Raw genomic sequence first — 15,762 nt, forward strand, 5'->3', positions numbered from 1 at the left:
TATTCATGAATAATTTTCGCCATTAATTTCTCTCATCCCTCATAAATAATCTTATTATTCTAAATAATCAGTCTAAAAATCGTATAATTTGTAGGGTTCTCATACTTTTTGTCGAATACATTTAATAAGGGGAGGAATATGGCATGCTTTTCACAGGATTCTTCATCAATCTATCTATTTTTACTTTCCTAGTTAGTTTGGCTATTTTTACCCAAGTATTTATAAGAAAAATGGATTCTAAATCAATCCATTTATTTGGGGGCATATTTGCAGGTATCATAGCTGCTATTTTGATGATTTTTAATTTTGAGTACATGGGATTGTTTTATGACCTTCGAGTGGTTCCACTTATCATTTCGTTTATTTATTTTGGCCATACAGCTGGCTGGATTACATTAATGTTTATTTTATTTATGCGTATCTTCTATCTAGGTGGTGATTGGGGATCAGCTTTGATAACCTCCCTAGTAATAGGTATTATATATACTATATTTAAAACATATTTTAAAAAGATCCATCCTTTTAAAAGCACCTTTCTTTATCTAGCTGTTTATTTAACTATAATCCATTTGGCATTTGGATTCTTTTTTCCATCTATATCACTTATACTTCTTGATATTCAGGGTACATTATTTATATCTTCAGGACTATTAATAGGTATTTTTCTTATGGAGTCCTATCAAAAATTATATAGTTTAACACAAAATTTAGCTCAAGCGAATGAAACATTACTAGAATCAAAACAAGAATTAAGGGATACTGTACATGAACTGCAAGGAGGTATTTTTAAATTTAAAAAAGTAAATGGGAATTTTATTCATACTTTGTGTGATGGACAATTATTTTATCATCATGGATTTCACTCTGAACAAGTGGTAGGGAAAAGTTTACCTACCATAGATTCTTCCATTGTTCCATTCCATTTAATTCCTCGATCACTAAAATACTATCAACGGGCATGGGATGGTGAAGAAGTAACTTTCGAACTACCATGGCCAAATGATGAGACTATCATACTTTTCTCTCTTAGGCCTGTTAAAAGGGAAGAAACAGTGATTGAAGTGGTTTGTTCTACTGTTGATATAACGAAAAGAAAAAATGCAGAAAATGAACTAAAGGTAACGAAAGAGCGACTGGAATCATTTATTAATCATAACGTAGATGCTATCACTATCTTTGATTTAGACGGACATATGATACAAGCCAATAAAGCTTATGAGAAGATATTTGGTTGGTCAGAAAAAGAAATCTTAGAAAAAAAATTACCTTGCGTACCTGATTTTTTAATAGATCAAACTTTAGAATGTATAAAAGATATTAAAAACAACAATATAAAAGACCCTGTTATTACTAGGTTAGAAACCGTTAGACAACGAAAAGATAAAACTCTTATTGATGTAAGCTTGACGATTTCACCTATTCTAGATGTTAGGGGTAATGTAATTGCTTTATCAGGAATTTGTAGAGACATTTCTGAACGGAAACAAGCAGAAAGAGAACTCCATCAATTACATCAACAATTAAGAGACAGTGAAATGAAGTACCGCGCACTTATCGAACAAGCAACTGACGCAGTATATGTAGTAGAGTTGAATGAGGATCAACATCCAACTCGATTTATTGAAGTAAATCCTGTTGGATGTAAAAGGTTTGGATATAGTAGAGAAAAGCTTCTCTCGATGCCATTTCCTAGTATCGTTCCTCAAGATTCTCCAATGATCATACGAGTGGTAGAAAAAATTAGAAACGGACAAACTTCTTTCACATTACAAGATGAGTTTGTTTTTCCTACAGGAAAGACCATGACAACTGAGTTTTGTGTCCGTGTTTTTAACTTGAATGGCAAAAAAGTTTTCTTGAGTATCTCTCGAGATATCACAGAACGGCTAAAAACAGAGGAATTATTACGAAAATCGGAGAAACTTGCTGTAGTAGGCCAATTAGCCACTGCAATTGCCCATGAAATTAATAATCCTTTAACAGCAATGAAAGGATTCATGCATTTGCTAAAATCAACAGATAATAAGGGCAATGAGCACTATATAGATATCGTATTATCAGAGATTGAGCGAATAGATAGTATTACTAATGAATTTATGGCGTTAGCAAAGCCTCAGGCATTAGAAATTAAAACAAATGACCTGAATGTATTAATGAAGCAAATTGTAATGATACTTCAACCTCAAGCAATGATGAACAACATACAAATTACAACTGAGTTTACATCTGATACTTCATTCGTACTTTGTGAAGGTAATCAATTAAAGCAAGTTTTTATAAATATCTTAAAAAATGCGATTGAAGCAACTCCAATGGAAGGAGAAATTCTGATTCAAATCGAATATGTACCTGATAAAAACCAGGTAATCATTCAATTTACCGATTACGGGTGTGGAATTGAAAAAGGACGTTTACCTTATCTAGGAGAACCATTTTATAGTATCAAAGAAAATGGTATCGGTTTAGGATTAATGATCTGTTATAAAATTATTGAAAAGCACCAAGGAAAGATATGTATTAAAAGTGAAGTAGATAAAGGAACAACAGTTAATATACATTCTTCCTATATCTACTCTTGAAAATTAAAGCTCTTATTCATCTTATTAAGTACACCCTATCACCACGAAGTTAAAAATAAAAACATCACAGAAGCAAAAAAGTTTCTTTTTTATAGTTTAAAATAAAGAAACTTTTTTGCTTTTAAGACATACATACAACTTAACTTAATGTAGCCTAGAATTGAACTACCCCCGTAGTCCCTATGGTTGATACGAAATTCGTATGGTCTTTCAGTCTTGTTTTCAATTTGACACTTGTTCTTCGTAATTACCTACTCTCAAGAAAGAATTTGTATGGTTAAAAGAAGTGGACAGTTCGGCTCTTCAATCTTCTCTCCAAAACCTCGCTGACTCTTATTCACGCTTCTTCAAAAAACAAAACAAAGCACCCAGGTTTAAGTCTAAAAAGAATAAAGTTCAATCCTATATAACAAAACATACGAATGGATTGAATCAAAATCTTTTGTTTCATTATTCATGTAACGAATAAAGAAGTCCTTCACATTCACCATCCCGATGATTTCATCTTTGTCTTCTCCAAATACAGGATAACGTGTGTACTTTTCATCACGAATTATTTTTATATGATCTACTAAAGAATTATCTACATGTAGCCCTATAATTTCCGTTCGAGGGACCATAATTTCTTTAGCGATACGATTATCAAATTCAAAAATATTATTTACATATTTGTACTCAGCTTGATTAATTTCTCCGCGCTCATAACTTTCAGAGAGAATAAATCGTAATTCTTCTTCTGTATGAGCCACATCATGCTCTGATGCTGGTTTTAAGCCAAATAGTCCTGTTATCATCCTTGCAGAACCATTTAACAATCGAATAAACGGATACATGATTTTGTAGAACCAAATAAGTGGAGGCGAAAGTAATAAAGTAACCTTTTCAGCCTTTTGAATCGCGAATGTTTTTGGTGCTAATTCTCCTACTACAACATGTAAGTACGTCATGATAGTAAAGGCAATTCCTAAAGATAATAAACTTGCAATGGAAGGATTGTTATTCCACTTATCAAATAAAGGGTGTAAAAGTCTCTCAATGGTTGGTTCACCTAGCGCCCCCTTCTTTCCTTCTAATACAAATTGGTCAATCTTTGAACCTCTTACTTTTACTATAGCAAACTCAATTGCCACGAAAAATGCTGTACATGCGACTAAAACCGCTACCATGATTAAATTAAATATGTCCAACTGATCCCTTTAGCTTCCTTAAAACTAAAGGTTCCACCTCCTGATAAATTTTCTCTTTCCCTTACTACTGTATACAATCTAAAATGTTATTGTATACAACCTACATTCTCATAATTAGTAGGGGTACTCTGAGAAAATCGAGGCAGTTCAGCCACCTATCCGAGTCAACATCTGATTCCAATACTTTTCCACCGCCTTGATTAAATTATCTGCATGTTATCATGTAAAATAAAATGCCGTCAAACACTAAATTTATTTTCCGGAAAATTCTATTATTTGATAGCATAACCTCAATAATTTTCACTTTTCATTACTAGTTTATTCTTTGCTATTCATTATTTTAAATACCCTTTGTTTCAATTTCGGTTTTTATTCACCATCGCCGTATTTCCATTTACCATACTCTTGACTTTTGCTTTCTTATTTTAATTAGAGATAGTGTATTTAACTATTCTAGTAATTTATCCGTATCATTTAAAAAAAAGCTTCTTCCTCTGCTTTTTTTACAGCTTCATTCCTTCCAGAAACTTCAAGCTTCATGTATATAGAAGAAACATAATTCCTTACAGTCCCTTCAGATAAAAATAATTTTTTTGCAATTTCTTTATATCTTAGGCCCTCTTTAAGGGCGCCTAAGACCTCAATTTCACGTCGCGTCAATTCATAGGGATGCTTTTTCGGTATTGAGCTATATGCTTGAAACAAACGATTTGCAACACCTTGAGACAACATAGTCCCTCCTGAATGTACTAATCTAATTGCCGCTACTAATTCTTTAGGCGGAGCAGATTTAAGTACATATCCTTCAGCCCCTACTTTAATCGCTTCAGTAACACGAGAAGATTCTTCAAAAGTCGTCACCATAATAACTTTCGTATTTGGCCATTTCCTCTTAATTTCTTCTGTCGTTATAATCCCGTTCATTTCAGGCATTTGTACGTCCATAAGAACAATATCTGGTTGATTTACTTCGCATTTTTCTAAAGCCTGTCTTCCGCTATTCGCAACCGCAACATTAAATTCAGTATATTCAGTTAACAAAAGTTCTAAGCTATCTAAAATCATAGATTGATCATCTACTATTAGTATATTTATTTCATCTTGAGTATGAGTTTTCTTTATATTTAAACTTGGAATTACACAAGTTACAATGGTTCCAGCATTCTTTTGAGAGTCTATATACAAGCTTCCTTGATATTCATTTAAGCGATTTCTCATTCCAGATAAGCCAAATCCCTCTTCGATATATTCTATTCCTTTACCATTATCCTGTACCTGAAGCATGACATGACTTTTATGATATTGTAAAAGAACTTGTATCGATTCTGCTTCTCCATGCCTAGTTGCATTTGTCATTGCCTCTTGTAAACAACGACAAAAAGTCATTTTAACTTTTTTCGCTATAGTATACTGCTCTCCAATTGTTCTAAAAATAACATCAACGTGTGTATTGCTTTTAAATTCTTCTATAATGCTAAATAAAGACACATCTAAATTTAATTCCTCTTCTAAATGGGGCTGTTGTTATTAAAGATATTAATGGATCAGTACGAGCTAAAATTGGTGATGGCTCAGCCGATATTAATAGCATCGAAAAAAATGTTACGATTTTAGGTGCTAAACATAATAAGATAAAAGTGGATAGTGTTAAAGGAAAAGTAACATTCAATAAATAATTTTCGAATTATTTATATAAAAATCAAGTCAACTTCCCCACTTCAAAACGCTAACACGGTTTGAAGTGGGGACTTGAAAAGGGTCTAGCCTCGGTCTTTCATGGTCTCCATTTGTAGGTTGCTTTTAACGAGGCGACTTAGTTCTTATCTAGACTGGTCTTCCCCCAGTAAGCAGTGCGCATGGTATAGTAGAAAACTGAAACAGAGCGTTTAGAGATGGTACAGCCATCTCTTTTCTGTTCCAGCTTCCCCTCATACGGCTTTCCGATATTCTTCTTTCTTCGGCTTTCAGTCAGTCCTAACTTCCTACTTTCACAAGTGTATATCTTATTTTCTCTATTAAGTCCTTCATGCGACTATATTTCTTTCAAACATTTCTATCCAATTGGAGTTAGGCTATAATAATTCTTAAACCCTTGTAAGATTTGATTTAATACTTTCACCAACTGCAATTGGATTATATCCATTGCTAATACCTTTCCGTTTAGGGTACCAAGACCAATTTTAAAAAATAAAAAAGGTAAAAAGACCAATATGTCCCTTCACCTTTTTCAATAAATACATTGCTAATTTTAATTCAAGCCATATGCTCTTGAGCCAAGTGTATGTTTGTAAATCTTTGCACCAGGATCGTTTCCGTCCCCCTATTGATTCACTTCTTTTGCTACAAGGGCAGCATATGCTTCTGCACCTGTTTTCGTTAAATGTACGCCATCTGGTTCGAAGTATGCCTTATTTCCGGCACTTGCTGAATGCCAATCGACTAACACCACATTTTTATAAGTTGATGCTACTTCTTTTAACTTCTCATTCACCAACGATTCCCACGGACGTGGTACCCTCGTATTGATTAATATAATTTTACGTTCATTCCCAATCACTTCTATTAATGATGTTAATTGCTCCTTGGTAAAGGCTCCATTTGTACCTAATCCAATAATGACATGATTTCCTAAATTCCCCTCATTCTTTAGCTGTTCCACAGCAGGGATTGCTTGTGACATTTGTCGACCTATTTTTGCATCAATCCTAATATTAGGAAAAGTATTTTTTAAATACGGAGCAATATCAATCATGATTGAGTCTCCTACAGCTGTAACTGTTAGAGGGTCTTTAGGTTGTGCGGAATTCTCCTCTTTTTGTTCTTCTTTATTTTGAGGTGTTGCATCGGTTGTTTTTTCCCAAACTGCAACTGGATGTTTCGCCTGATCTTCTTGCACTGCTTCCACCTTATCTTTTTGAGGATTCTCCTTTGCTTTACTAGCTGTTGATAATCCAAAAGTAACTATCGAAGAAATGAGTAATGCACATACTAAAGCTAACTTACCACTTAAAGTTAAGTTTCTTATTTTCCAGTTCTTAAACCGAATATTCTTCAATGCGCCTTTTCGTATTGGATTTTCAATAAACTTCCACGAAATTTGTGCAACAATTATAATAAGAAGAAATTGAAGAATTGCTCTTGTAAACGAAAACTCCCCAGCATTTACCTTTGGAGTCGTTAATGTAATAATCGGATAATGCCAAAGGTATATCCCATATGATCGTACCCCCATCCAACGCAGTGGTCTAAATCTCAAAAATTGTGCGATTCTGCTAGCCGGATGAGCGAGGTTAGCGACTAACAAAGCAGTAGCAATCGATAACAGGACCATTCCCCCACGGTATAGAAACGGCTCATATTGATTCGTCTTCCAAAACATAATGAGAATGATGATAAGAGCAACTCCCCCAATGGCATCAAGAATAAGACGTGCTTGCGGAATAATTTTATTCGCAAGTCTACTGCTTGGCCAAATTAAGGCAAGCGCCGCTCCAATTAGTAAAGAAAAAGCCCGTGTATCAGTACCGTAATAAATTCTACTCGGGTCAGAACCTGGCTCATATAGGATTGCCATTGCTAAAGCGGAAGCAATCGCTCCTAGACAAATAAATAAAATCATGCGTGATTGTTTTTTTATGTAATAAAATCCCAAACTAATGATGAACGGCCAGACCACATAAAATTGTTCCTCAACAGCTAATGACCAAAAATGATTTAGCGGGGAAGGTTGACCAAAGTTATCAAAATAAGATAATTTATGGTAAATATACCACCAATTACTGAAATATAATAAAGCAGCTAATGAGTCTCCTCGCATTTTTACAAGTAAAGAACTATGAAAGATTGTAATCCATGCTAAGGTGATGATGAGCATAATAAGCATTCCAGGGAGTAATCTCCTTGCCCTACTGAGCCAGAATTTCTTCAAGTCAATTCTCTTATTATTCTTCCATTCTATAGCCAGAATATCTGTAATTAAATAACCGGAAAGTACAAAGAATACAGTGACACCTAAAAATCCACCGGGCATCCAATTAAAATTGATATGATACAAAATAACACCTAGTATAGCTAGGCCCCTTAGACTGTCCAATCCAACCATATAGCGACTATTTTTCTTTAATGGTTCGGGCATTTACAGTCACCCCCTATATTTATCTAAAAAGTATGAAGTATTTCCAAAATAAAAAGATTACAAAACTCATTAACAAATTCCCTTGTTTTTTATGATTCCATGCACAGTAACTAGAATTTTATCACGTTATCTAGTTTCATAAAATAGTTTCATACATAAACTTTTTCATTTCATGTTACTTTCCCTTTTTATGGGGAAACTATCAATCAGTTGAACCAATAAAAATGAAATTAGTTTATACACAAAGAACTCTCTATATAGTAAGTATTACTCTAATAATAAAACCTAATATAATATATATCTTTAATATAAAAAGAATAAAGATAAAACTATTATACTTATGAAAAATAGCTTGCAAATGTAGTTATAATCAGAGTTTGTGAGATGCAATACCGTAAAAAATCGAAAAAAACACTTATTGGAAATGTATTTAATACGTTGAATACTACCCTAAAAATACAAAATATCATAAATCTGAATTACTTATCCTACATATAATCATCATCATTTTGATGCGTAAGAATGTATATAAGATTAATGGTAGGCAAGTTTAAATTAATAACAAAGTTTCCACATATGCTATAAAAGTGTACACATTTTATTAACATTTAGAAGTAAGATATGAACATAATTCAGCAAATAAACAATACTAACAAAAAAAATTCTGATTTTAAGTAGATTTATATATGAAATATGAATTGAACAAGATTTAAGGTGTTTTATTGTCCACATTTGGAAAATCTTATTAAGATATCCACAAAATTTAAAGATATATTTCTGATTTTAAGTAGATTAAATCCATAAATAAAGAAAGAATATTGTGTAAAATTAAAAGTGAAATTGTGAATTACTGATTATATGTAAGGATTTTTGTATGGAATTGTATAAAAAAAGAGAGAGATTCTCGCTTGAATGTAAGACTCTCTCTCTTTTTGTTTAGAAGTTGTGATAATATTTTCTAGATCCAACACGAATAGCCCTCCCCTTTTGATTTTTCAAAAAGGGAGAGCGTATCATTTTATATTGCAGGAAGCAGCTGATCTACCGTATGTGGTGTTTCACTTGTTTTACGGTAATAAGCTTCTAAGGATTGAAGAAAAAGAATTAAATTAAATTCTTCGGGCACTTCAATTACGCGAATGTTTTCCTTAGGCAATCTATCTATTTTTTCAATGAACAGTTCGCGAATATCACTTGGAATGTGATGTCCCTTATGGCCGTGAGATTTTAATAATTCACGAATTTCAATTTCCAATGCAATATATGCGTTAACATTTACCCCTTGCTCAAAAGCATACTTTCTAAATAGCGATTCTTCTTGATACTGCATATAATTACGATGGTATGCGTCCTCAGTTACAGGTACAGCATACTTAGCATGAAGCAGATCATGCGCTTTACCGAATAGCTTTTTCACATTTTGTAAAGAGTATATAGCAAAGTGAGTACCAAATTTAAATATCGCATCCTCTTGTTTATCTTTCGGCACATTATGTGTAATCAGAGAATAAATACCTGTTTTAGCAGCAGTATCTAATACGCGATATTGAGAAGACTGCTTTAATAATTTACTTAGTGTATAAACAAGCTTCTTAGGGTAACCCTCTTGTCTATCAATCATTTCACGTAATCCACGAATCACTTGGCGGATTTGACGATGACAGGAATGTTTTAAGACATTTACAAATTGGTTCATATCTTTTGCAAATTCCGCAATATTCATTTCAACTAACAAATCTTCAATAAACTTAGCTTTACGCTTGTATGTAAGTCTTGGTGTAAAAGGATCACGATATTCTGCTCCTGCTTCTTTATCACACAAGAAATCAGGGTGTACAGATAAATGCAGAGTTGTATACTGCTTTTTATTCTTTTTCCCTTTTTCTAATTTGCAAATTCTAAACAAAGAAGATTCAGTAGCAGTTAGTTTAGTTGTTAATTCATTCATTACAGAACGTATCTGATGTGGGTATTTCTTATGTAAGAAGCGATACATACCGCCAAAATGAGTCTGTTGTCCTTGTTCATCAACTTTATATAGTGAACGTTTCAGAGTAGTTTCTCGTTTTTGCTGCATTGCTACATCAATAAACAGCTTTTTAGCAGCAATAGATAACTCAAAGAATTCTTTTGTAAATACAATTGGGCTGATAAATGTGTAAGGGTTCGCTTTATTCGTTTCCTTATTCATAAAGTCAGTCAGTGTAATTTTATATTTACCACTGTATTCTTTCTCAATTGTAATGATGTTGTGCAAACTAAGCTTTTTCAATGCAACATAGAATTGTGAATGGTGGATATGTGCAAATGCTTCCTTATAATTTTTGTAGTCCTCCCAAAGCATGTGAATGGATACATGCGAAAGCTCACCATATGTATTACATTTTTTATGTAGAAATAGAAATACTTCTAAATCAGCATTCGTAATACCATATAGCTTATGTTTTCTACCATTTGCTTTAGTGAAGAGATTCTTCATTTGAAGTGAAAAAGATGGCTTAGCTTTTTCAACAAACCCTTCTTCATCTGCAATTCGTTCTTCGTAAGACATTGAATTCACGATATCTTCTAGATATGTATCTTTAAAGCTATAGAATTTGCCTTCTAAAGCTTCTACTAACTTTTGCCATGCTTTGATTGTTACTAGTACTGGAGTTGTTGTTTCACCACTTAAACTACGTTTGTTCTTTATAACGAAAGGTTTAGCCATCTTTTTCACCTCCTCTTATTATGATGTGCAGTTCTTCCCAAAATAGGATATAAAAATTCAATCTTGATTATATCAAATCGAATGTTGGTGAAACCTGTCTCTTTAAGAGGAAAAACAAAAATATGAAACGTGCCTTAATCCCTTGGCACACAAGGGATTTGACGTTTCATAAAAAAAAGTTTTTGACCACCATATAGCTATAAAGAATTTTAAATATAAAACGTATGTCGAATTTGTAAAAACGCTAAAAAACCTTGATTTTATAAGGTTTTTTAGCGTTTTAAGTTAAGAGTTATTGCCACCATACCGCTATAACGTTTCATATTTGAATATATCTGATGAATGTGTGAAATCTATTCATAAATGTTGTTATATAGGGATTTTCATCTACTTTTCAATAAGAAAGTGTTGCCATCATATAGCTATATGCGTTTCATGTTTTTTAAAAGTTATTGCCATCATACCGCTATAATGTTTCAAGTTTGAAATCACCTTTGTATTTATTGTAAAATGTACCTCATCCCTTGATATATATAGGTTTTTTTGGTTTTTTTGAACGGAAGTTATTGCCATCATATAGCTATAATATTTTATTGACGTTTGTTCTTGTTCTTTTAGAATCGCTTTATATCAAGGTTTATCACTAATTTTAATAAAAATGATTTTTGTGTATGTATGTTTCATATTCAAGGAGTTATTGCCACCATATAGCTATAACGTTTCAAGTTTTAAAAAGTTGTTGCCACCATATAGCTATAACGTTTCAAGTTTTAAAAAGTTGTGCCACCATACAGCTATACGTTTCAAGTTTTAAAAAGCAGTGCCCACCATATAGCTATACGTTTTAGTTTTAAAAAGTAATGCCCATCATATAGCTATATGTTTCAAGCTTTAAAAAGTAATGCCTATCATATAGCTATAACGTTTCAAGCTTTAAAAAGTAATGCCTATCATATAGCTATAACGTTTCAAGTTTTAAAAAGTAATGCCATCATATAGCTATATGTTTTAAGCTTTAAAAAGCAGTGCCCACCATATAGCTATACGTTTCAGCTTTAAAAAGTAATGCCCATCATATAGCTATATGTTTCAAGCTTTAAAAAGCAGTGCCTATCATATAGCTATAACGTTTCAAGTTTTAAAAGGTAATGCCATCATATAGCTATAACGTTTCAAGTTTTAAAAAGTAATGCTTATCATATAGCTATACGTTTCAGCTTTAAAAAGTAATGCCCATCATATAGCTATATGTTTCAAGCTTTAAAAAGCAGTGCCCACCATATAGCTATACGTTTCAAGCTTTAAAAAGTAATGCCTATCATATAGCTATAATGTTTCAAGTTTTAAAAGGTAATGCCATCATATAGCTATTACACGTCAATTGTTATGTAACATAATAGACAATCAGATCTTAATTCAGAAGTATTGTCTTCATTATTAATCGCCTAATAACTTTCTTGAGTGGAGTTTATACTGTAAAGTAGTAATTATACAAATAAGAACAATTTTATATAATGAAAGACAGGCATATGACTGATTAGGTAGTATTACAAAAAATATTCAATAAATCGAAAATTAATATAGATTATTCTGAGAATATTTCAAGTTTTAAGCTATGTTGCCACCATATAGCTATGACGTTTCATGTTTATCAGTTTTTTTTGTATTAGGTGGTAATTTTGTTGGGAGGTTTTTAAATATGGAGAAAGTATTAGTGTTGTTTAGTGATGCCCTTCTACTTGCTGCTCCAATGTATGAGGAAAACAAGCAGCTATGGGCAAAGTGGAATAAATATTATGATGAAGTACAGGAAAATCATGATAAGTTAGTAACTTCAGCTAATATATCTCCTTCATTTTCAGCACTTGTTTCTTGGTTAGGTCAGAAACAAGAACAAGGAATTTCATTATTGCAAATATATGCAAATCTAGATAAATATAAAATTGAGATTCGAAATGTACTCGATAAGATAATAGAGCAAGAGTTCGAAGTGATGCCAGAAACGGTTGAAACAACTATCTTACCTAATACTACAGATAAGAAGTCCAAAGAACATGTAGCTGATATTCCTGAGGATTACTTTCCAGTTAGTAATGACGCAGTATATTATCAACTACGTGATGGCATAGCAAAGAATCAATTTGAAGAAGATGAAGCGGGAGCTGCACCTGTATTACCATTAGAAACGAAAAATACAAGTGGAGTTGCTCAACTATCGTCACATAAAGATGAAGACCTAAGATTAGTTAACACTAATGAAGCAGAAAGATGGTCCATATTAGTAGATGGTGTTATCAGTAATATGGATGATCTTACAGCAGATTGTTTAGATACCATTACAATTCAGTGGTTAAATCAAGTAAAATCTCCGGATGAATTTATTGATTTTAGTTATGAAAATGTGCTGGAGATGTGTAACATGCCAAAAGCATCAGCAAATGGTATAGAGTATCATCGTGCAGAAGATAAAATAAAAATTGCACAACGTATTGCTGCGTTGGCGAGTATCTTTATTTACTTAAATGATGATAATGAAGTGGTCGTTTTGAATGATCGAGCAGAAACTGGAGAGCAATTTGAAATGAAACGTGAAGTCATTAAAAGGCTCTTTGTTTTAGATTCTGTAGTACTTTGGAGAGATAAGAATACGAATGATTATGTAGGTATTGAATCCTGCAGAATAAAGCCAGGAAGCTTCTTATCAGGTTATTTGTATGGTTCTAACAGTACGACAGCATTATTATCAAAAAAAGCATTGGAATATAATAGCTATAGACATAAATTCCACAAACGATTAATACGTTATTTGTCTTGGCAGTGGAGGATTCGTCAACAGTATAGCAATTTAAAAAGACCGTATTCAATTGGTGGAGAAAAAGGTCTGTTATCTGTAATGGGTATAAATATGGATTCTGGCCGTCCACATCGTATTCGTGAACAATTAGAAAATGTTTTAATTGATTTAGAAAAAGAAAAAGTTATCTCACATTGGGCTTATGCTGAGGAATTGGATGAAACAAAAATTGGAGAACGTAATTGGTTTAAGAATTATTATTCTAAATTAGGAATCATCATCTTACCTCCTAATGAATTAATGGATAATATCGGGAGTTTGGTAAAGAAAAAGATGACTGATATTCCGGATAGGCAAGAAAATAATTTTATTACCAATACAGTAAAGCATAGTATTGAAGGCTCTGAGGATATGATTAGAGAGAAAATTATGCACCAACATATGCACCAAAGTAGAACGATGCGCGAAATTGCAGATGAAATCGGATTATCTCCTGCTACCCTATCAAGATTTTGTAATAAGAAAATGAAACGTATTTCGAAGAGTGTAAATGAAAAATTAACTAAGTGGTATGAAAGACAGATGATAATTGAGTCTATGTAAGCAAAGAAGCAGGTAACCATTTCAAAGTGGTACCTGCTTCTTTATTATTTTCAATAATGATCGTTTTGTTCACCATTTTCTATATATTGAGTTAGCCTATTTTTAATTTCTTTACTTTCGGGTGTAATATCAGCCACTTTCCGTTTTTGTAATCGAGCCCCCCTTTTTCTGTCTTGTCAGAAGATACTTCAGGCTTAATTTCCTGAACAGAAGCAGCTGCCATTTGTAGTTGTATTTAATTCTTCATTTACTTACTCTTCAATATCAACATTTGTATCTTTTACAAAATCTTCATATTTAATTTTAGCATTCGATAACGCTGCTCTTATCTTCAATCAATATCAGCTTCTTCATCAACCTGAATTAGATCCTTACAAGGGTTATCAAGCTTTACAAGCAAGTAAAATACTAAAAATAAGAAGCAATAAACTACGGTACTATCTAAATAATTATAATGACTATATTTCAAGCTAGGAAAAACGGTCCTAAATATACAGTTACATTTAAAGCAATATATGAGATTCACTTAGTAGACCTATGCTTAAAAAAATATAATGAATTTAGGTAAATTTAATAATAGTATGTCTTTACATGTTAGTTATAATGATGTTGTAGATATGAGATTAACAAGGTTTACAAACTTCTATGTCTTATATGTGCAATTATGTGAGGTAACAACAGAGTTAATCAAAGAGAAAAGAAATTATAATATGACATTGACAGAGTCCCCTTTATCAATAGATATAAAGAATAGAAAAAACTGTTAATAAAGAAAAAAGAACAGGAAGATCTCTTTAATAAACTAGTTATTTCATATCAAACCATATAATATACACACCTTATATATAAAATTTATATATAAGGTGTGTATAAGTTGAATATATTTATTGTGTGTACATGAAATTGATATGAGAGTTACAAAACCTGTATTTATAATGGTTTATAAATACAACTTATAAGTATAACGTATAAATAAAGCTTATAAATAAAGCGTATCGATATTTTGTGAGGATTGCTAGTTCGAACTGTTTGTAATTTGATATTTTTTATACAGGATTATTCAAGAAAATGTCAAATTGAATAATGAGTTTATAGTTTTATAGACTGCATTGTTAAGTACATGAAACCTAGAATTGACATATGTAACATACGTTGTGCATATACGTCGTATAAATACGTGTTTATATATCAACATTTCATCCTATCCTTTTACTTATACGCTTTATATATAAGTTCTATATACAATGACTTGATATACGCTTTATAATAATGTAATATATTCGTAGGAATAATTAACCAACTTTTTAAGGAGGGGGCAACTTGAACGAGGTATTGAGCGAAAAATATAAAGTAATTAAATTTCCTGATGAAGTTGTGAACATGTTTGCAGACATTCTTGAAGAAGATGAAATACTTTACAATGTATTTCATTACATAGGATCTGAAGTAAATAAACAATACCAAGAGACGAAATATATGAGAGGCATCTCAATAAATGAAATAGTAGGTAATGTTGTAATTGATAGGAGAGTTAAGAAATTAAAAGGAAAATCGTACTCATTAGAGGTTGAACGAACCAATATATCAAGAAGATCAGCTGAAGTAAGTGTGAGTACATTATCTTCAATGTCATTAATAACTGAAAAGATTATGCACCCTTATAAATTTTTAATCTCAACAATCAGAGGACAGCAGGTGTTAATTGAATTAGGAAGACGTAAACAAACAAATAGATAAGAAAAAGGAGAGATAAA

At 32.1% G+C, this 15,762-nt stretch carries 5 protein-coding genes and 3 pseudogenes; 4 read left to right on the forward strand and 4 right to left on the reverse strand.

What is annotated here, in order from left to right:
- The first annotated feature begins 143 nt into the window (after positions 1-143).
- Positions 144-2,586, forward strand: a pseudogene (locus tag DJ93_RS28205) (PAS domain S-box protein).
- 219 nt (positions 2,587-2,805) lie between these two features.
- A pseudogene (locus DJ93_RS34225) lies at positions 2,806-3,006 on the forward strand (IS200/IS605 family element RNA-guided endonuclease TnpB); the annotation flags it as partial.
- Here DJ93_RS34225 and DJ93_RS28210 read toward each other — a convergent pair.
- The 4 genes and pseudogenes from DJ93_RS28210 to DJ93_RS28225 form a co-directional block, all read right to left on the reverse strand.
- Positions 2,993-3,766 (reverse strand): annotated as a pseudogene (locus DJ93_RS28210) (hemolysin family protein); the annotation flags it as partial. The pseudogenes DJ93_RS34225 and DJ93_RS28210 sit on opposite strands and share 14 nt — an antisense overlap.
- Positions 3,767-4,240: 474 nt before the next feature.
- Positions 4,241-5,254 (reverse strand): response regulator, encoded by a 1,014-nt coding sequence (locus DJ93_RS28215; protein ID WP_241484406.1) that lies wholly within the window; start codon positions 5,252-5,254, stop codon positions 4,241-4,243.
- Positions 5,255-6,086: 832 nt separating this feature from the next.
- The gene (locus tag DJ93_RS28220) at positions 6,087-7,901 is read right to left on the reverse strand and encodes an acyltransferase family protein (protein WP_042984829.1); all 1,815 of its coding nucleotides are present in this window, start codon (positions 7,899-7,901) and stop codon (positions 6,087-6,089) included.
- 1,018 nt (positions 7,902-8,919) lie between these two features.
- Complete coding sequence (locus DJ93_RS28225; protein ID WP_042984830.1) at positions 8,920-10,611, reverse strand: hypothetical protein; 1,692 nt, start codon at positions 10,609-10,611, stop codon at positions 8,920-8,922.
- Between the two features lie 1,699 nt (positions 10,612-12,310).
- Between DJ93_RS28225 and DJ93_RS28230 the strand changes: the two genes are divergently transcribed.
- Positions 12,311-14,008, forward strand: a complete 1,698-nt coding sequence (locus tag DJ93_RS28230) for a helix-turn-helix domain-containing protein (RefSeq protein ID WP_042984832.1) — start codon at positions 12,311-12,313, stop codon at positions 14,006-14,008.
- Positions 14,009-15,328: 1,320 nt separating this feature from the next.
- Positions 15,329-15,745 (forward strand): hypothetical protein, encoded by a 417-nt coding sequence (locus DJ93_RS28235; protein WP_001006725.1) that lies wholly within the window; start codon positions 15,329-15,331, stop codon positions 15,743-15,745.
- Positions 15,746-15,762: the final 17 nt, after the last annotated feature.

It is taken from the genome of Bacillus clarus, assembly GCF_000746925.1.
Taxonomy (GTDB): Bacteria; Bacillota; Bacilli; order Bacillales; family Bacillaceae_G; genus Bacillus_A; species Bacillus_A clarus.